Origin of the sequence: Micromonospora fluostatini (genome assembly GCF_050410825.1) — a bacterium.
Lineage (GTDB): Bacteria > Actinomycetota > Actinomycetes > Mycobacteriales > Micromonosporaceae > Micromonospora > Micromonospora rosaria.
This window is the reverse complement of the sequence record NZ_CP191251.1, coordinates 817758-836094: the sequence shown is the minus strand read 5'-3', so window position 1 is coordinate 836094 and position 18337 is coordinate 817758. Positions and strand designations below refer to the sequence as shown.

The 18337-nt window shown below is 73.2% G+C and carries 16 protein-coding genes; 6 read left to right on the top strand and 10 right to left on the bottom strand.

Going from position 1 to position 18337, the window contains the following annotated elements; genetic code table 11:
* Positions 1-373: 373 nt before the first annotated feature.
* From ACQUFX_RS03820 to ACQUFX_RS03810, 3 genes are all read right to left on the bottom strand, one after another.
* Positions 374-1288 (bottom strand): ATP-grasp domain-containing protein, encoded by a 915-nt coding sequence (locus tag ACQUFX_RS03820; RefSeq protein ID WP_428964642.1) that lies wholly within the window; start codon positions 1286-1288, stop codon positions 374-376.
* Positions 1289-1298: 10 nt separating this feature from the next.
* Positions 1299-1634, bottom strand: coding sequence for a hypothetical protein (locus tag ACQUFX_RS03815; protein WP_428964641.1), 336 nt, complete (start codon positions 1632-1634; stop codon positions 1299-1301).
* A 237-nt stretch (positions 1635-1871) separates the two neighbouring features.
* On the bottom strand, positions 1872-2828 hold the full coding sequence (locus ACQUFX_RS03810; protein ID WP_428964640.1) for a heme o synthase: 957 nt from the start codon (positions 2826-2828) through the stop codon (positions 1872-1874).
* Between the two features lie 259 nt (positions 2829-3087).
* Between ACQUFX_RS03810 and tkt the strand changes: the two genes are divergently transcribed.
* The 6 genes from tkt to pgl all read left to right on the top strand — a co-directional run bounded on the left by tkt (position 3088) and on the right by pgl (position 11523).
* Positions 3088-5226: a transketolase gene (tkt, locus tag ACQUFX_RS03805; protein WP_428964639.1), complete on the top strand. Its 2139-nt coding sequence runs from the start codon at positions 3088-3090 to the stop codon at positions 5224-5226.
* A gap of 16 nt (positions 5227-5242) precedes the next feature.
* Positions 5243-6367, top strand: a complete 1125-nt coding sequence (tal, locus tag ACQUFX_RS03800) for a transaldolase (RefSeq protein ID WP_428964638.1) — start codon at positions 5243-5245, stop codon at positions 6365-6367.
* Between the two features lie 103 nt (positions 6368-6470).
* Positions 6471-8120 carry a glucose-6-phosphate isomerase gene (locus tag ACQUFX_RS03795; RefSeq protein ID WP_428964637.1) on the top strand — a complete coding sequence of 550 codons (1650 nt, stop codon included), beginning with the start codon at positions 6471-6473 and terminating at the stop codon, positions 8118-8120.
* Between the two features lie 2 nt (positions 8121-8122).
* A complete protein-coding gene (zwf, locus tag ACQUFX_RS03790; protein ID WP_428964636.1) occupies positions 8123-9673 on the top strand; it encodes a glucose-6-phosphate dehydrogenase in 1551 nt (516 codons plus the stop codon).
* A gap of 31 nt (positions 9674-9704) precedes the next feature.
* The gene (locus tag ACQUFX_RS03785; protein ID WP_067366013.1) at positions 9705-10718 is read left to right on the top strand and encodes a glucose-6-phosphate dehydrogenase assembly protein OpcA; all 1014 of its coding nucleotides are present in this window, start codon (positions 9705-9707) and stop codon (positions 10716-10718) included.
* A gap of 55 nt (positions 10719-10773) precedes the next feature.
* Positions 10774-11523, top strand: coding sequence for a 6-phosphogluconolactonase (gene pgl / locus ACQUFX_RS03780; RefSeq protein WP_428964635.1), 750 nt, complete (start codon positions 10774-10776; stop codon positions 11521-11523).
* Between the two features lie 175 nt (positions 11524-11698).
* Here the strand turns inward: pgl and secG are convergent, their stop codons facing one another.
* The 7 genes from secG to rapZ form a co-directional block, all read right to left on the bottom strand.
* Positions 11699-11953 carry a preprotein translocase subunit SecG gene (gene secG / locus ACQUFX_RS03775; RefSeq protein ID WP_067366018.1) on the bottom strand — a complete coding sequence of 85 codons (255 nt, stop codon included), beginning with the start codon at positions 11951-11953 and terminating at the stop codon, positions 11699-11701.
* 95 nt (positions 11954-12048) lie between these two features.
* On the bottom strand, positions 12049-12840 hold the full coding sequence (tpiA, locus tag ACQUFX_RS03770) for a triose-phosphate isomerase (protein ID WP_428964634.1): 792 nt from the start codon (positions 12838-12840) through the stop codon (positions 12049-12051).
* A complete protein-coding gene (locus ACQUFX_RS03765) occupies positions 12840-14039 on the bottom strand; it encodes a phosphoglycerate kinase (RefSeq protein WP_428964633.1) in 1200 nt (399 codons plus the stop codon). The genes tpiA and ACQUFX_RS03765 overlap by 1 nt, the downstream gene beginning before the upstream one ends.
* A gap of 37 nt (positions 14040-14076) precedes the next feature.
* Positions 14077-15081 (bottom strand): type I glyceraldehyde-3-phosphate dehydrogenase, encoded by a 1005-nt coding sequence (gene gap, locus ACQUFX_RS03760; RefSeq protein ID WP_428964632.1) that lies wholly within the window; start codon positions 15079-15081, stop codon positions 14077-14079.
* Positions 15082-15366: 285 nt separating this feature from the next.
* Positions 15367-16347, bottom strand: coding sequence for a DNA-binding protein WhiA (whiA, locus tag ACQUFX_RS03755; RefSeq protein ID WP_067366030.1), 981 nt, complete (start codon positions 16345-16347; stop codon positions 15367-15369).
* 54 nt (positions 16348-16401) lie between these two features.
* On the bottom strand, positions 16402-17400 hold the full coding sequence (locus ACQUFX_RS03750) for a gluconeogenesis factor YvcK family protein (protein ID WP_428964631.1): 999 nt from the start codon (positions 17398-17400) through the stop codon (positions 16402-16404).
* Positions 17397-18311, bottom strand: coding sequence for an RNase adapter RapZ (rapZ, locus tag ACQUFX_RS03745; protein ID WP_067366036.1), 915 nt, complete (start codon positions 18309-18311; stop codon positions 17397-17399). Before rapZ ends, ACQUFX_RS03750 begins: the two co-directional genes overlap by 4 nt.
* Positions 18312-18337 lie beyond the last annotated feature (26 nt).

The following is an 18337-nucleotide window of genomic DNA, read 5'->3' as shown; positions in this document are numbered from 1 at the left end:
CTGAAGGCCGCCCGCGCCGAGAGGTCGCCCACGCCGGGAGCCGGCCTCGCACAGCCTGTCGAGCTGCCCCCACGAACGGGGCACGCTCCGGGTCTCCCGACGACGGCGGTCCTCCGAACGCGATGGCCACCCCGATCAGGGAGCGGAGGCCCTCCAGACGCGCCGCCACTCAGCGGGTCGCCTCCACGGAAGGGTCGCCTCCACGGAAGGAAGGGCCGGCCCCACACACGGGCCGGCCCCACAGGCGGGTCGGCCCCACAGGCGGGTCGGCCCCACAGACGGGGCAGCTCGAAAGGCTCCACCACCGACATCACCGACCCGGATCGGCCGCCCGGCCGCAGCTCCCGGACCACCCGGCAGCCGGGCGCGCCGGCTAGTCGGGCAGGTGGTGACGGATCGCCTCGGCGAGCCGCTCGGGAGCGCCGTCGGCGTACCCGACGAACAGCGACGGCTCGGTCAGCTCCAGCTCGACCAGGACGGGCGCCCCGTCCGGGCCGGGAATGAGGTCCACCCGGGCGTAGAGCAGGCGGTCCGTGCCACCGGGCACCGCCGCCAGGGTCCGCCCGGCGACCGCGAGCTGCTCCGGGGTGGCCGTCCGGGGGGTGATGTCCTCGGCCTGGTACAGCCCCTCGACGCCCCGGTCGGGGCCGGTGAGGATGGGCCCCTTGCGGATGGCGTGGCTGAACCGGAGCCCGTCCGGGCCGGCCAGGTAGAGCAGGGCGGTCTCGCCGGCGGTGTCCACCGCCGTCAGGTACGGCTGAACCATGACGTGCCGGCCGGCGTCGGTGAGCCGGCGGACGTGCGCCCCGGCCAGCTCCCGGTGGTCCGGATCGGCCAGGTCGTACCGGCCGGTGTCCCGGCTGCCGGCGCTGACCGCCGGCTTGACCACGTACTCGCCGTGGCCGGCGGGCGGGGTCCACTGCTCCCCCGGCGCGATCCACGAGGTCGGCACCGTGGGCACCCCGGCGTCCGACAGCCCGGCGAGGTAGCGCTTGTCGGTGTTCCAGCGGACCACGTCGGCCGGATTGGCCAGGCGGGGCACCCGGTCGGCCCAGGCCACGAACTCGGCGTGGCGCGGCATGTAGTCCCAGGGCGAGCGGAGCACGACCAGGTCGTACCCGGCCCAGTCGACCGTGCCGTCGTCCCAGACGGCGGCGGTGACGTCGATCCCGTGGGCGGCCAGCGGCGGGATCGCCAGCCGGTCGTCCTGGTCGAGGTCGGGCAGGGCGGCACAGGTGACGAAAGCGACCCGGGGTCGCCCCCGGGCCGGCTGGTGGTGGGCGGTCACGGTACGGCGGTCACCGGGCCATCGTGCGGCGGGCCATCGACCGCCACAGGTCGTTGCTCGGGCGCATCTGGTCCATCAACTCCCGTTCCCAGGCGTTCTCCACGTCCACCCCGGCCTGTGCGCAGGCTTGCCGCGCGACGACCGTGTCGTCGGCGAACTGGTCGCCCCAGGCACCGTCGGTGCCGACCAGGACGATGCGGGCCCCCCGCTTGCCGACGTACTCGATGACCGCCTTCGCGCCGCCGTGCTCGCCGGCGAACGAACGGATGCCCGCGACCAGGCCGGTGGGGGCCTGTCCCGGGGTGCCCTGCTCGGCGGTCAGCGTTGTATCGGAACCTTCTGCCATGACGCGAAGCCTAAGCAGAGTTCCATCCACGGGGGCGGGAACGATGAACTTATTGTGATGCCCATTACCCGGAGGTTTGACCTCCCAGCCGACCGGTTTGCCCGGATATTTCCGTCATAAAACTCCCAGTCGGGCGGGAAATGTTACAAGATTTGTCGTAGAAAGACATTCACCCGACATCCGCCTCATATCCCCCACCGCCGCCCTGCCGGGCTCGGGGGCACCCGGGCGGCCGGGTCAGATCAGGGCGTCCAACGCGACCGCGGCGAAGACGATCGTCAGGTACGTGGTCGACCAGTGGAACAGCCGCATCGGCTTGACCGCCTCGCCCCGGTTCACCCGGCCGGCGAGCCGGTGCGCCTCGATCACGAAGATCGCGCCGACCACCAGGGTGGGCAACCCGTAGATCGGGCTCATCCCGAGCGGCCAGACCGCCAGCGAGGTGAGCACGGTCAGCCAGGCGAAGATCACGATCTCGGCGTTGACCCGGCGCGGCGAGGCCACCACCGGCAGCATCGGGATGCCGGCCCGCGCGTAGTCCGCCTTGTACTTCATCGCCAGCGGGTAGAAGTGCGGCATCTGCCAGAAGAAGACCACCGCGAAGAGCGCCCAGGCGGCCGGGGCGAGCGACCCGGTGACCGCCGCCCAGCCGATCAGCACCGGCGCGGCCCCGCACGCCCCGCCCCAGAACGTGTTCGCCGTGGTGGTCCGCTTGAGCCAGAGCGTGTAGACCACGTCGTAGTACACGATCGCGGCGAGGGTCAGCCCGGCGGCCAGCAGGTTGGTGAACGCCGCCATCAGCGCCACCGACACCACCGCCAGCACCAGCCCGAAGACCAACGCGTTACGCGGCGACACGGTGTGCGCGGGCAGCGGGCGGCGCTTGGTGCGCCGCATCAACTGGTCGATGTCCCGGTCGATGTAGCAGTTGAGCACGCTCGCCGCGCCGGCCGCGAGCGAGCCGCCGACCAGCACCACCGCCACCAGCCACAACGACGGCATCCCGCCGGCCGCGAGCATCATCGCCGGCACGGTGGTGACCAGCAGCAGTTCCACGATCCGGGGCTTGGTGAGCGCGACGTACGCCGAGACGACCGCCCGCACGTCCCGCCGGGCGACCGTGGGCGTGTCCTCCGTGCGCACCGGCGGCTGCCCGGCAGGTTTGCTGACGGGGCGCTCGGTGATCATGCTCACGGATTGCCACCTTCCGGCGTCGGCAGGGGATCGGGTCGGGCGGGCCCGGATCGGGGCCACACACCGAACGACAGCCTACGCGGCGTCGTTTTCGCTGCCCGAACGACCCGACAAGGGTGCGGGCCGTCACAGTGTGCGATGCACGTTGGAACCGGTCCGTCCCGTACCGCAGACCATCGCCCGATCCCTGGGCGGATGTTTAGAACCGCTCGATAGGGTCATGACCGAGGGTTCCGCCCAACCGAGGAGCACAGACATCGTGGCTGCCAACCGTCCCGAGCACTCGACACTGAACTGGACCGACCTCGACGGCCGAGCGGTGGACACCGCCCGCGTGCTGGCCATGGACGCCGTGGAGAAATCCGGCAACGGCCACCCCGGTACCGCGATGAGCCTGGCGCCCGCGGCGTACCTGTTGTTCAACCGGGTCATGCGGCACAGCCCCACCGACCCGAACTGGACCGGCCGGGACCGGTTCGTGCTCTCCGCCGGCCACTCCAGCCTCACCCTCTACATCCAGCTCTTCCTCTCCGGGTACCCGCTCAGCCTGGACGACCTCAAGTCGCTGCGGCAGTGGGACTCGCTCACCCCGGGCCACCCGGAGCACGGCCACACCCCCGGCGTGGAGACCACCACCGGCCCGCTCGGCCAGGGCCTGGGCAACGCGGTCGGGATGGCGATGGCGGCCCGCCGCGAGCGCGGCCTGCTCGACCCGGACGCCGAGCCGGGCGCCTCGGTCTTCGACCACCACATCTGGTGCATCGCCTCCGACGGCGACATCGAGGAGGGCATCAGCCACGAGGCCAGCGCCCTCGCCGGCCACCAGCAGCTCGGCAACCTCACCCTGATCTACGACGACAACGAGATCTCGATCGAGGACGACACCCGGATCGCCAAGAGCGAGGACGTCGCCGCCCGGTACGAGGCGTACGGCTGGCACGTGCAGACCGTCGACTGGCGCGCCGGGGACCCGGAGCAGGGCGACTACCACGAGAACGTCGAGGCGCTGTACGAGGCGCTGCTGGCCGCCAAGGCGCAGGCCGACAAGCCGTCCTTCATCGCGCTGCGCACCATCATCGGCTGGCCCGCCCCCAACAAGCAGAACACCGGCAAGATCCACGGCTCGGCGCTCGGCGCCGACGAGGTGGCCGCCACCAAGGAGATCCTCGGCTTCGACCCGGCCCGCACCTTCGACGTCGACGAGGCCGTCCTCGGGCACGCCCGGCAGGTGCTCGGCCGGGGCGAGGCCGCCCAGCAGGAGTGGAACCAGGCGTACGCGGCGTGGGCGGAGGCCAACCCGGAGCGCAAGGCGCTGCACGACCGGCTGGCCGGCCGGATCCTGCCGGAGGGCTGGACCGAGGCGCTGCCGACCTTCCCCGCCGACGCCAAGGGCATCGCCACCCGGGCCGCCTCCGGCAAGGTGCTGGAGGCGCTCGCCCCGGTGCTGCCGGAGCTCTGGGGCGGCTCCGCCGACCTGGCCGAGAGCAACAACACCACGATGAAGGGCGAGCCCTCCTTCGTCCCCGCGGTGCACGCCACCAAGGACTTCCCCGGCCACGAGTACGGCCGCACCCTGCACTTCGGCATCCGTGAGCACGCCATGGGCGCGATCCTCAACGGCATCGCCCTGCACGGCGGCACCCGCCCCTACGGCGGCACCTTCCTGGTCTTCAGCGACTACATGCGCCCCTCGGTACGGCTGGCCGCGCTGATGAAGCTGCCGGTGACCTACGTCTGGACGCACGACTCGATCGGCCTGGGCGAGGACGGCCCCACCCACCAGCCGGTGGAGCACCTGACCGCGCTGCGGGCCATCCCCGGCCTGGACGTGGTCCGCCCGGCGGACGCCAACGAGACCGTCTGGGCCTGGCGGGTGGCGCTGGAGCACACCGACCGGCCGACCGCGCTGGCGCTGAGCCGCCAGAACCTGCCGACCCTGGACCGGTCGACCCTGGCCGGCGCCGAGGGCGTCGCCAAGGGCGGCTACGTGCTGGCCGAGGCGTCCACCGGCAAGCCCCAGGTGATCATCATCGGCACCGGCTCCGAGGTGCAGCTCTGCCTCACCGCCCGGGAGCGGCTGGAGGCCGACGGCACCCCCACCAGGGTCGTCTCCATGCCCTGCCAGGAGTGGTTCTTCGCGCAGGACGAGGCGTACCGGGAGTCGGTCCTGCCGCGCGGGGTAAAGGCCCGGGTGAGCGTCGAGGCGGGCATCGGGATGTCCTGGCAGGGCATCGTCGGTGACACCGGCGAGACGGTGAGCCTGGAGCACTACGGCGCGAGCGCCCCGTACACCGTGCTCTTCGAGCAGTTCGGGTTCACCCCCGACCGGATCGTGGCCGCCGCGCACGCGGCCCTGACCCGGCAGGGTGACATCACGGGTTCCACCACTGGTAACTGAAGGGAGCGTGAGCGGCATGACGGACAGGCTGGGTGAGCTCACCGCCGCGGGAGTGGCGGTCTGGCTCGACGATCTTTCGAGGGTGCGGCTCAGCTCGGGCGGGCTGGACCAGCTCCGCCGGGAGAAGCACGTGGCCGGGGTGACCACCAACCCGACCATCTTCGCCAAGGCGCTCGGCGACGCCGCCGAGTACGACTGGCAACTGCGCGACCTCGCCACCCGGGGGGTGGAGGTCGAGGAGGCGGTCCGCATGCTCACCACGTACGACGTGCGGTGGGCGTGCGACGTGATGCGCCCGTCGTACGACGGCAGCGGAGGCGTCGACGGCCGGGTCTCCATCGAGGTGGACCCCCGGCTGGCCCACGACAGCGACAAGACCGTCGCCGAGGCCAAGGCGCTGTGGTGGCTGGTCGACCGGCCGAACCTGTTCATCAAGATCCCGGCGACCGAGGCGGGGCTGCCGGCGATCACCGCCACCCTGGCCGAGGGGATCAGCGTCAACGTCACGCTGATCTTCGGCCTGGACCGGTACTCGCAGGTGATGGAGGCGTTCCTGGCCGGCCTGGAGCAGGCGAAGGCCAACGGCCACGACCTGTCCACCATCGGCTCGGTGGCGTCCTTCTTCGTCTCCCGGGTCGACTCCGAGGTCGACAAGCGGCTGGAGAAGATCGGCTCGGCCGAGGCGAAGGCGCTGCGCGGCAAGGCCGCCGTGGCCAACGCCCAGCTCGCCTACGAGCGCTACGGCGAGGTCTTCTCCTCCGCGCGCTGGCAGGCCCTGGCCGACGCCGGCGCCCACCCGCAGCGCCCGCTGTGGGCGTCCACCTCGACGAAGAACCCGGACTACCGGGACGTCATCTACGTCGAGCAGCTCATCGCCCCCGGCACGGTCAACACCATGCCGGAGTCGGTGGTGCACGCCTACGCCGACCACGGCGAGACCCAGCCGGACACCATCACCGGCGCGTACGCCGCCGCCCGCGAGGTCTTCGACCAGCTCCTGGCGGTCGGGGTCGACCTGTCCGACGTGATCGCCACGCTGGAGCAGGAGGGCGTGGAGAAGTTCGAGGCGAGCTGGCAGGAACTGCTCGACGGCGTCCGCGCCTCGCTGGCCGCCGCCGGCAGCGGCGAACGGTCCGCATGAGCGAGAGCCACCGGCGAGCCGGCTCCGCCGGCCGGGTCGCCACCGGCGGCCCGGCCCGGCGGGCCGCCGGTGGTGGCGGACGCCGGCACCGGACGGGGGTCGGATGAGCGAGCTGCTGGCCGGGCCGGTCGAGGCCGCCGCCGGGCTCGCCGTGCACGGCGCCGGCGCGGTCGACCGGTCCGGCCCCGCCAGCACCCGGGCGGCGCTGGTCGCGGCCGGGGTGCCGGCGCGGCTGGCCGGTGGGGACCCCACGCTGTGGGGCCCGACCGCGCAGGCGACGGCCCGCCGCCGGCTGGGCTGGGTGGACACCTTCCGGCAGAGCCGGGAACTGCTTCCCCTGCTCGCCGAGCTGCGGGCCGAACTGGCCGACCTGGACCACGTGGTGCTCGCCGGGACGGGCGGCGCGACGCTGGCCGCCGAGGTGATCGCCCGTACCCTGGGCCGGCCGCTGACCGTGCTGGACAGCACCGACCCCGGTCAGGTACGCGCCGCGCTGGCGGACCGGCTGGAGCGGACCGTCGTCGTGGCGGCCGGCACGTCCGGCGGCACGGTCGAGACCGACAGCCTCCTGCGGGCGTACCGGCAGGCCTTCCTGGCCGCCGGGCTGACCGACGAGGAGGCCGGACGGCACGTCGTCGTGGTCACCGACCCGGACTCCCCGCTGGGGCGGACCGCCGCCGAACTCGGCGCGGTGGTCGTGCCCACCGACCTGCGGGTGGCCGGCCGGTACGCCGCGCTGAGCGCTTTCGGGCTGGTGCCGGCCGCGCTGGCCGGGGCCGAGGTGGTCGAGCTGCTCGACCAGGCCGAGGCGCTGGCCGACGCGCTGGGCCGGGACCGGGACAACCCCGGCCTGGCCCTGGGCGCGGCGCTCGGCGCGGCGGCCACCGGGGGTCGGGACACCGTCGTCCTGGTCTCCGACGGCAGCGGCCTCGACGGCCTGGGCGACTGGGTCGAGCAGCTACTCGCCGAGTCGACCGGCAAGGCCGGGCGGGGTCTGCTGCCGGTGGTGCTGGCGGCCCCGGACGACCCCGGCCCGACCGGCCCGGACGTGCTGACCGTGAGCTACGGCGGCGCGCTCGCCGCCGGTGCCGTGCCGGGCGGCGGCGTCGCCCCGGACCTCGCGGTCACCGGCCCGCTCGGCGCCCAGTTCCTGGCCTGGGAGTACGCCACCGCGCTCGCCGGGGTGGCGCTCGGCGTCGACCCGTTCGACGAGCCCGACCGGGCCGCGAGCACGGAGCACACCAGCCTCATCCTCGCCTGCGGTCCGCCGGCCGAACGGCCGTCGTTCACCGTGGGCGCGGTCGAGGCGTACGCCCCGGCGGGAGCCCCGGCCGACCTGGTCGGGGCACTGCGCTGGCTGGTGGAGGGGCTCGGGTCGGACGGCTACCTGGCGGTGCTGGCGTACCTCGACCGGTACGCCGACGCCGACGCGGCCCGGTTGCGGGCCCGGCTGGCCGGGGCCACCGGACGCCCGGTCACCTTCGGGTGGGGACCCCGGTACCTGCACTCGACCGGGCAGTACCACCAGGGCGGCCCGCAGGTGGGCAGCTACCTGCAGGTGACCGGCACGATCGACGCTGATCTGCCGGTGCCCGACCGACCGTACTCCTTCGGAGAACTACAGGCGGCCCAGGCCGCCGGTGACCGGCAGGCCCTGGCCGGCCGGGGCCGCCCGGTGCTGCGGTTGCACCTGACCGACCGGGCGGTGGGCGTCGCCCAGCTTCTCGATGCGGCTGGGCGGCTGACGACGTGACGATGGACGACGTGGACGGACCGGAGCGAGGAGGCGGCGTGAACCCCCTGCGCGACGCACAGGACCGGCGGCTGCCCAGGATCCCGGAGCCGTGCGCTCTGGTGATCTTCGGGGTCACCGGCGACCTGGCTCGCAAGAAGTTGTTACCCGCGGTGTACGACCTGGCCAACCGGGGGCTGCTGCCCCCGGGCTTCGTGGTGCTGGGCTTCGCCCGGCGCGACTGGGCCGACGGCGACTTCGAGTCGCTGGCCCACGAGGCGGCCAAGGAACACTGCCGTACCCCGTGGCGGGAGGAGGTGTGGGCCCGGCTCGCCGGCAACATCAAGTTCGTCGGCGGTTCGTTCGACGACGACGCGGCCTTCGACCGGCTCGCCCAGACCCTGAACGACCTGCGTGACAGCCACGGCATCCATGGCAACGCCGCGTTCTACTTCTCCATCCCCCCGGCGGCGTTCCCGGTCGTGCTCAAGCAGCTCGCCCGGACCGGCATGGCCGACAACGAGAAGTGCGGCGGCTGGCGACGGGTCGTGGTGGAGAAGCCGTTCGGGCACGACCTGCCCTCGGCCAAGGAACTCAACGACCTGGTCGACGACGTCTTCACCTCGCAGGACGTCTTCCGGATCGACCACTACCTGGGCAAGGAGACGGTCCAGAACATCCTCGCCCTGCGCTTCGCCAACAACCTGTTCGAGCCGCTGTGGAACTCCCACTACGTGGACTCGGTGCAGATCACCATGGCCGAGGACGTCGGGATCGGCAGCCGGGCCGGGTTCTACGACTCGGTCGGCACCGCCCGGGACGTGCTCCAGAACCACCTGCTGCAACTGCTCGCCCTGGTGGCGATGGAGGAGCCGACGAGCTTCGACGCCGACGAGATCCGCGCCGAGAAGCTCAAGGTGCTACGGGCCATCACCGTCCCCACCGACGTGGCCGCCGACACCGTCCGGGGCCAGTACCTGCCCGGCTGGGTGGGCGGCCAGCGGGCCGCCGGCTACCTGGAGGAGGACGGCGTCCCGCCGGACTCGACCACCGAGACGTACGTGGCGGTCAAGCTCGGCATCCAGAACCGCCGCTGGGCGGAGGTGCCGTTCTACATCCGGGCCGCCAAGCGGCTGCCGCGCCGGGTGACCGAGGTCGCCATCATGTTCAAGAAGGCGCCGCACCTGCCGTTCAACCCCGCCGACATGGAGATGCTCGGCAACAACCAGCTCGTCATCCGGGTCCAGCCGGACGAGGGCGTGGTGCTCAAGTTCGGCTCCAAGGTGCCGGGCACCACGATGGAGGTCCGCGACATCGCGATGGACTTCCAGTACGGCGAGGCGTTCACCGAGTCCAGCCCCGAGGCGTACGAGCGGCTGGTGCTGGACGTGCTGATCGGCGACCGGACCCTCTTCCCCGACGCCGCCGAGGTCGAGCAGAGCTGGGCCGTGGTGGACCCGCTGGTGCAGGCCTGGGAGGGCACCCGGCCGGAGCCGTACCGGGCCGGCGAGTGGGGTCCCCGGGCGGCCGACGAGATGCTGGCCCGCGAGGGCCGGGCCTGGCGGCGGGCGTGATGGGGCGCAGCGAGCGAAGCGGGAGGCTCCAGTGATCGGGCTGTGGGACACCACCGGCAACGAGGTGGTCAAGGCGCTCGCCGCCGAACGGCGCAGCGCCGGCGGCGTGGCCAGCGGCATGGCGCTGACGCTGATCGTGGTGGTGGACGAGAAGCGGGTCCGCGAGGCGGAGGCGGCGGCCACGGTGGCCGCCGCCGCCCACCCGTGCCGGCTGCTGGTGGTGGTCCGCTCCGACGTGGAGCGCGACCGCGACCGGCTGGACGCGGAGATCGTGGTCGGCGGCCGGCTCGGCCCCTGCGAGGCGGTGGTCACCCGGATGTACGGGCGGCTGGCCCTGCACGCCGAGTCGGTGGTGATGCCGCTGCTGGTGCCGGACGTGCCGGTGGTGACCTGGTGGCACGGCGAGCCGCCGGAGGAGATCGCCACCGACTTCCTCGGGGTGGTGGCCGACCGGCGGATCACCGACTGCGCGCAGTCCCCCGACCCGATCGAGGCGCTGCGCCAGCGGGCCCGCGACTACGCCCCGGGCGACACCGACCTGGCGTGGACCCGGATCACCCCGTGGCGCACCCTGGTCGCCGGGGCGTTCGACACCACCCAGGCCCGGGTCACCGAGGCGACCGTGGTCGCCCCGCCCAAGGACCCGACCGCCGCGCTGATGTGCGGCTGGCTGGGCAGCCGGCTGGGCATCAGCCCCCGGTGGGAGCCGACCGACGAGTCCCCCCGGATGCGTCAGGTGCAGTTGCGCTGCGCCAACGGCGACGAGCTGACCCTGACCCGGGACGACAGCCAGGCCACCTTCCGCCGGACCGGGCAGGAGGACCGGACGCTGCCGCTGGTCCGCCGGCCGCTCGGCGACGAGCTGGCCGAGGAGCTGCGCCGGCTCGACGCCGACCAGGTGTACGCGGAGGCGCTGGGCGCCGCGGCGGGGGTGGCCCTGGACCGGCGGCCCGGCCAGCGGGTGCACGTCTGGAAGGACCCGGCCACCGCCCAGCGGGCCGAGGCCGGGATCACCGCGCACGCCGGCCCGGCGCTGGACCACTGAGCGGCGACGATGGGCCCGACACGACCGCAGGGCGGTCCGGAGACGAAGGCGGAACATGAGTGACGCGAGTGTGGCCGTCCACGCCGACGCCGAGGTGCTGGCGCAGGCGGTGGCGGCCCGACTGGTGGTGAAGCTGCTCGACGCGCAGGCCGACCGGGGCACGGCGTCGGTGGTGCTGACCGGTGGGCGGATCGCCGCCGCGGTGTACCGGGCGGTGGCCGCGCTGCCCGCCGGGGAGGCGGTCGACTGGTCCCGGGTGGACGTGTGGTGGGGCGACGAGCGGTTCCTGCCGGCCGGCGACCCGGAGCGCAACGAGACCCAGGCGCGGGCGGCGCTACTGGACGCGGTGCCGCTGGACCCGGCACGGGTGCACCCGATGCCGGCCGCCGACGGCCCGGACGGGGACGACCCGGAGGCCGCCGCCGCCCGGTACGCGACGGAGCTGGCGGCGGCGGCCGGGCCCGGCGTGGGGGGCGCGCTGCCCCACTTCGACGTGCTGATGCTCGGCGTCGGGGAGGACGGGCACGTGGCGTCGGTCTTCCCGGAGCACCCGGTGGTGCACGAGGAGCGGTCGGTCAGCGCGGTCCGGGACAGCCCGAAGCCGCCGCCGGTGCGGACCACGCTGACCCTGCCCACGATCAACACGGCGCAGGAGGTGTGGCTGGTGGCCGGCGGGTCGGACAAGGCCAAGGCGGTCGCCGCCGCCCTGTCCGGGGCCGGTCCGGTACCGCTGCCGGCCGGTCAGGTACGCGGCCTCGCCCGTACCCTCTGGCTGCTCGACCGCGCAGCCGCCGCCGAACTGTAGCCCCACGGTAAGGAAGGGCCCCCTGTTAACGCATTCCGTATAGCAGGGGGCCCTTCCTAACGCCCGGCCACCGGGAACACACCGTCGCCGGCCCGCCCCGACGGGTCCGCCCGGACATGCGACCGCGCGCGGCCCGTCGGGGGACGGACCGCGCGCGGTCGGACAGGTACTCCGCTCAGGTGTTCATCGCGAGGCGGAGCCAGAGGCCCAGCCCGACGATGCAGGCGAACCAGACGATGCCCACCAGAACGGTGTAACGGTCGAGGTTCTTCTCCGCGACCGAGGAACCGGCCAGGCTGGAGCTGACGCCACCGCCGAACATGCTGGACAGCCCACCGCCCTTACCTCGGTGCAGCAGGATCAGCATGGTGAGCAGCACACTGGTGATGACCAGCAACACGATCAACGTGTATGCGAACCAGATCGGCATGGCGGGGGTCAGTCCTCTCGTTGCGATCCTCGCCCGGACAGATCGGGCACGGGGGCACCGGCCGGCGGACGGGCGGGATCAAGGATAGCGAGCCTTCAGCGGGCGATGTGCTCCGGGAACCGACAGATCTTGGAGAACTCGTCCGCGTCCAGGCTCGCTCCACCGACGAGCGCCCCGTCCACGTCCGGCTGGGCCATGATCGCGGCGACGTTCGACGACTTGACCGACCCGCCGTAGAGGACCCGGACCTGGTCCGCGGTGCCCTGGTCGTACGTCTCGGCCAGCCGCAGCCGGACCGCCCCGCACACCTCCTGGGCGTCCTCCGGGGTCGCGGTCTTGCCGGTGCCGATCGCCCAGACCGGCTCGTACGCGACGACGACCTTGGTGACCTGCTCGGCGGTGAGCCCCTTCAGGGCGCCGTCGAGCTGGTCGCAGCAGTGCGGCACGTGCCGCAACTGCTCGCGGACGTCCAGCCCCTCCCCCACGCAGAGGATCGGCGTCAGTCCGTTCTCCAGGGCCGCGACGACCTTGGCGTTGACCAGCGCGTCGTCCTCGTGGTGGTACGCCCGCCGCTCGGAGTGCCCGACCACCACGTACTGGCAGCCCAGCTTGGCCAGCATCGCCCCGGAGATCTCCCCGGTGTACGCGCCGGACGTGTGCGGCGACAGGTCCTGCGCGCCGTAGCCGATGAGCAGCTTGTCCCCGTCGACCAGCGTCTGCACGCTGCGCAGGTCGACGTAGGGCGGCAGCACCACCGTCTCCACGGCGGTGAGCTGGTCGGCGTTCAGGCTGAACGCCAGCTTCTGGACCAGCGCGATGGCTTCCAGGTGGTTGAGGTTCATCTTCCAGTTGCCGGCCATCAACGGCCGGCGGGTGGTGGCCGCCATCAGTCCTCCAGCGCCGCGATGCCGGGGAGGGTCTTGCCCTCCAGGTACTCCAGCGAGGCGCCCCCGCCGGTGGAGATGTGCCCGAACGACGACTCGTCCAGCCCGAGGGCCCGGACGGCGGCGGCGGAGTCGCCACCACCGACCACGGTGAACGCGTCGGCCTTGGTGATGGCCTCGGCCACCCCCCGGGTACCGGCGGCGAACGCCGGCATCTCGAACACGCCCATCGGGCCGTTCCAGAAGACCGTCCGCGCGGTGCCGATCACCTCGGCGAACGCGGCCACCGTCGCCGGCCCGACGTCCAGGCCGAGCCGCTTGCTCGGGATGGCGTCGGCACGCACGGTGTCGTGCGCGGCGTCCGGGGCGAACGCGTCGGCGGCCACCACGTCGACCGGGAGCAGGATCTTGCCGTCGGCCCGCGCGAGCAGGTCGCGGCAGGTCCCGACCATCTCCTCCTCCAGCAGCGAGGTGCCCACCTCGTGGCCCTGGGCCTTGAGGAAGGTGAAGCACATCCCGCCGCCGATGAGCAGCCTGTCGACCTTCGGCAGCAGCGCCTCGATCACGGCGAGCTTGTCGGAGACCTTCGAGCCGCCGAGCACCACCACGTACGGCCGCTCCGGCTCACCGGTCAGCCGGGACAGCACCTCGACCTCGCGCAGGACCAGCCGGCCGGCCACGTGCGGCAGCCGCGCCGGCACGTCGTGGACGCTGGCGTGTTTGCGGTGCACCGCGCCGAACGCGTCGTCCACGTACGCCTCGCCGAGGGCGGCGAGCTGGTCGGCGAACGCGCCCCGCTCGGCGTCGTCCTTGCTGGTCTCGCCCTTGTTGAAGCGCAGGTTCTCCAGCAGGGCCACCTGGCCGTCGGCGAGCGCGTCCACGGTGGACCGGGCCGACTCGCCCACGGTGTCCTCCGCGAAGGACACCGGCACCCCGAGCAGCTCACCGAGCCGCCCGGCGACCGGGCGGAGGCTGTACTGCGGGTCCGGGGCGCCCTTGGGGCGACCCAGGTGGGAGAAGACGACGACCTTCGCGCCGGCCTCGGTGAGGGCGCTCAGCGTCGGCAGCACCGCCCGGATCCGGCCGTCGTCCGTGATCTCGTTGGTCTGCTTGTCGAGTGGGACGTTCAGGTCGGCGCGCACCAGCACGCGCCGACCCGACACCCCCTCGGCGAGCAGGTCGTCGAGGGTACGAATACTCACCGAGCCAGCCCTCCGTTCGCGACTACGGGGCGCCCACTCACAGGGACTTACCGACCAGCTTGACCAGGTCGACGAGGCGGTTGGAGTAGCCCCACTCGTTGTCGTACCAGCCGACGACCTTGACCTGGTTGCCGATGACCTTGGTCAGCGGCGCGTCGTAGATGCACGACGCCGGGTCGGTGACGATGTCGGCCGACACGATCGGGTCCTCGTTGTAGACCAGGATGCCCTTGAGCGGGCCCTCGGCGGCGGCCTTCAGCGCGGCGTTGACCTCGTCGACCGTGGTCTCCCGGCCGACCGTCACGGTCAGGTCGGTGGCGGAGCCGGTGGGGATCGGCACCCGCAGCGCGTACCCGTCGAGCTTGCCCTTCAGCTCCGGCAGGACCAGGCCGATCGCCTTGGCCGCACCGGTCGAGGTCGGCACGATGTTCAGCGCGGCGGCACGGGCCCGGCGCAGGTCGCTGTGCGGCGCGTCCTGCAGGTTCTGGTCCTGCGTGTACGCGTGGATCGTGGTCATCAGACCCTTCTCGATGCCGAAGGTGTCGTGCAGCACCTTCGCCATCGGGGCCAGGCAGTTGGTGGTGCAGGAGGCGTTCGAGATGATGGTGTGCTTCGCCGGGTCGTACTGGTCGTGGTTGACGCCCATGACGACCGTGACGTCCTCGTTCTTCGCCGGGGCGGAGATGATGACCTTCTTGGCCCCGCCGTCGACGTGCGCCTTGGCCTTGGTGGCGTCGGTGAAGAACCCGGTCGACTCGATGACCACGTCCACGCCGGCCTCGCCCCACGGCAGCTTCGAGGGGTCCCGCTCGGCGAACGCCTTGATGGTCTTGCCGCCCACGGTGATCTCGTCGGCGGTGGCCTTCACCTCGTGCGGGAGGCGGCCCAGGATGCTGTCGTACTTGAGCAGGTGGGCGAGCGTCGCGTTGTCGGTCAGGTCGTTGACCGCGACGACCTCGATGTCGGCGCCGGACGCCAGCACGGCCCGGAAGAAGTTACGGCCGATGCGGCCGAAGCCGTTGATGCCAACCCGGATGGTCACAGGTCCCATCTCCTCGCGTTGTGTTCCGCCGGCATCGGTTGTGGACCGGCGGGATGATGTGCGCCGACCATGGAGCCGGCCGCTGACGGTTCATCTCGGCCGCCCCGCCGCGGTCTCGGAGAAGACCTGACCGCCCAGGGCGGTGGGTACGGCGGAACGGGCCGGTTGCCGGCCCCCTTGCCGTACGCTGCGACCCTATCCGAGCGCGCGGCGCGGCGCTGCGCCGGGGCGCAAACCCGTCGTCGTGCCGCGACCCCGTGCACCGGCCCAGCCCCCACCGTCCCATCAGACCACGAGCATGTCCGGTGTGACGGCCGCTTCGGTATCGGGGATGCCCAGGTCACGGGCGCGCTTGTCGGCCAGCGCGAGCAGTCGCCTTATCCGCCCGGCGATCGCGTCCTTGGTCAACGGCGGGTTCGCCAGCGCCCCCAGCTCCTCCAGGGAGGCCTGCCGGTGCTCCAGGCGCAGCCGGCCGGCGTCGGTGAGGTGGTTCGGCGCGTCGTCGGCGAGGATCTCCAGCGCCCGGGTGACCCGGGCGGCGGCGGCCACCGCCGCCCGCGCCGAGCGGCGCAGGTTCGCGTCGTCGAAGTTGGCCAGCCGGTTCGCGGTGGCCCGGACCTCCCGGCGGACCCGACGCTCCTCCCAGGCCAGCACGCTGGAGTGGGCGCCGATGCGGGTGAGCAGCGCGGCGATCGCGTCGCCGTCCTTGACCACCACCCGGTCGACCCCACGCACCTCCCGGTTCTTGGCGGTGATGCCGATCCGGCGGGCCGCGCCGACCAGGGCCAGCGCCGACTCCGGCCCGGGGCAGGTGATCTCCAGCGCACTGGAGCGCCCCGGCTCGGTGAGCGAGCCGTGCGCCATGAACGCGCCCCGCCACGCCGACACCGCGCAGCAGACGTTCGCCGCCACCACGTGCGGCGGCAGCCCGCGTACCGGCCGGCCGCGCACGTCGAGCAGGCCGGTCTGCCGGGCCAGCATCTCGCCGTCCTTGACCACCCGGACGATGAAGTGGCTGCCCTTGCGCAGCCCTCCGGAGGCCAGCACGTGGATCTCGCTGGGGTAGCCGTACACCTCGGCGATCTCCCGCCGCAGCCGGCGGGCCACCGCGCCGGTGTCCAGCTCCGCCTCGACCACCACCCGGCCGGACACGATGTGCAACCCGCCGGCGAACCGCAGCAGGGCGGCCATCTCCGCCCGCCGGCAGCAGGGCTTGGGCACGTCGACCCGACTCAGCTCGTCCTTGACCGCAGCCGTCATCGCCATTGTGCGTCCCCTCACGGACCGGTTCCGGCGTGTCGCCGGTGATTACGTACGTGTCTAACGATCGGCGCCCAGGACCGGCACCAGGGCGGCACCCAGGGCGTCCGGATCATGGCGAGGTGTGCCGTCGGCGACGGCGACCGGGGCGAGCACCAGCCGGGCCCCCAGGGATTCTGCCGCACGCGCGACCGGCTCCGGATCGCCGACCGCCTTGGCGTCGGCCAGCACCTCGTCCACCATCAGGCTCGGCAGGTACCAGCGCAGGGCGGCGAGGTGGTCGGCCACGGAGAGTCCCAGCGTCTCCTTCTCCGCCGCCAGGTTGAGCGTCACCAGCCGCCGCGCCGGGCTGGCCACGATCGCCTCGGCCAGCCCCGGCACCAGCAGGTGCGGCAGCACGCTGGTGTACCAGCTTCCCGGCCCGAAGATCAGCCAGTCCGCCGCGCCGATCGCCGTCACCGCCTCGGCGCAGGCCACCGGGGCCTGCGGGGTGAGCCGCAGCGCCTCCACCCGGCCGGTGGTCACCGCGACCTGGTGCTGGCCCCGGACCGTGCGGACCTCGCCCGGACGGGCCGGGTCGACGCCCCGTACCCGGGCCTCGATGTCGACCGGCTGGCAGGACATCGGCAGCACCCGGCCGACCGCGCCGAGCATCGAGCCGGCGTGTTCCAGCGCGGCGACCGGATCGCCGAGCAGCTCGATCAGGCCGCTGATGACCAGGTTGCCCACCGCGTGGCCGGCCAGCCCGGTCCGCGAGTCGCCGAGGAAACGGTGCTGGAACAGCCCGGCGCTGCGCCGGGTGGCCGGCTCGTCGGCGGCCAGCGCCACCAGGGCCTGCCGCAGGTCGCCGGGGGGCAGGCCCCCGCGTTCGGCGCGCAGCCGGCCACTGGAGCCGCCGTCGTCGCCGACGGTGACCACGGCGGTGATGTCCAGCCGCAGGTCGGGGGCGCAGCGGCGCAGGGCCCGCAGCGACGCCGCCAGGCCGTGCCCGCCACCGAAGGCGACGACCCGGACCGGGCTGCCCCGCCCGGTCGCCGGCGGCCCCTGCGGCGCCGTCATTCCCGCCCCAGGTCCCGGTGCTGGGCGTTGGCGGCCAGCCCCGAGCGGCGCAGCCGGGCGGCCAGTTCCTCGGCGATGGCCACGCTGCGGTGTTTGCCCCCGGTGCAGCCCACCGCCACGGTCAGGTACCGCTTGCCCTCCCGCTCGAAGCCGGCGGTGGTGGCGCCGACCAGGTCCGCGTACGCCGAGACGAAGGCGTCCGCCCCCTCCTGGCCCAGCACGTACGCGCTGACCGCCTCCTCCCGACCGGTGTGCTCCCGCAGTTCGGGCACCCAGTACGGGTTGGGCAGGAACCGGGCGTCGAGCACGAAGTCGGCGTCCGGCGGGAGGCCGTACTTGAAGCCGAAGGAGATCACGGTGACCCGCAGCCGCCGGGTCTCCTCGCCGCCGAACAGCTCCTCGATGCGCCGCCGGAGCTGGTTGACGTTGAGGTGACTGGTATCGATGATCACGTCGGCCTGGTCGCGGGCCTCCTCCAGCAGGCCGCGCTCGACGGCGATCCCGTCGGCGAGCCGCCCGTCGCCCTGCAACGGGTGCGAGCGCCGGACGCTCTCGAAGCGCCGGATCAGCACCTCGTCGTCGGCGTCGACGAAGACCACCCGGGGCGAGAAACCCCGCTCCTTCAGCTCACGGATCGCGCCGACCAGGTCGGTGGAGAAGGCACGCGAGCGCACGTCCAGCACCATCGCCGTGCGCCGGGCCGCGCCGCCGGCCTTGACGGCCAGCTCGGCCATGTCCAGCAGCAGCGCCTGGGGCAGGTTGTCGACCACGTAGAAGCCGACGTTCTCCAGGGCCCGGGCGACGGTGCTGCGGCCCCCGCCGGAGAGACCGGTCACCACCACCAGCGTGGTGTCCGCCTCGGCCGGATGCCCGGTGCCCTCCCCCGTGCCGGCTGTCCGCGCCTCGCTCAACCCACTACCCCCGCCCTGGTGCCGCG

Bases quoted from the DNA above. Each gene is read 5' to 3' on its own strand.
- ACQUFX_RS03815 (WP_428964641.1), bottom strand. From the start codon at position 1,634: ATGGCAGAAGGTTCCGATACAACGCTGACCGCCGAGCAGGGCACCCCG.
- tal (WP_428964638.1), top strand. From the start codon at position 5,243: ATGACGGACAGGCTGGGTGAGCTCACCGCCGCGGGAGTGGCGGTCTGG.
- ACQUFX_RS03795 (WP_428964637.1), top strand. From the start codon at position 6,471: ATGAGCGAGCTGCTGGCCGGGCCGGTCGAGGCCGCCGCCGGGCTCGCC.
- zwf (WP_428964636.1), top strand. From the start codon at position 8,123: ATGGACGACGTGGACGGACCGGAGCGAGGAGGCGGCGTGAACCCCCTG.
- pgl (WP_428964635.1), top strand. From the start codon at position 10,774: ATGAGTGACGCGAGTGTGGCCGTCCACGCCGACGCCGAGGTGCTGGCG.
- secG (WP_067366018.1), bottom strand. From the start codon at position 11,953: ATGCCGATCTGGTTCGCATACACGTTGATCGTGTTGCTGGTCATCACC.
- tpiA (WP_428964634.1), bottom strand. From the start codon at position 12,840: ATGGCGGCCACCACCCGCCGGCCGTTGATGGCCGGCAACTGGAAGATG.
- whiA (WP_067366030.1), bottom strand. From the start codon at position 16,347: ATGGCGATGACGGCTGCGGTCAAGGACGAGCTGAGTCGGGTCGACGTG.
- ACQUFX_RS03750 (WP_428964631.1), bottom strand. From the start codon at position 17,400: ATGACGGCGCCGCAGGGGCCGCCGGCGACCGGGCGGGGCAGCCCGGTC.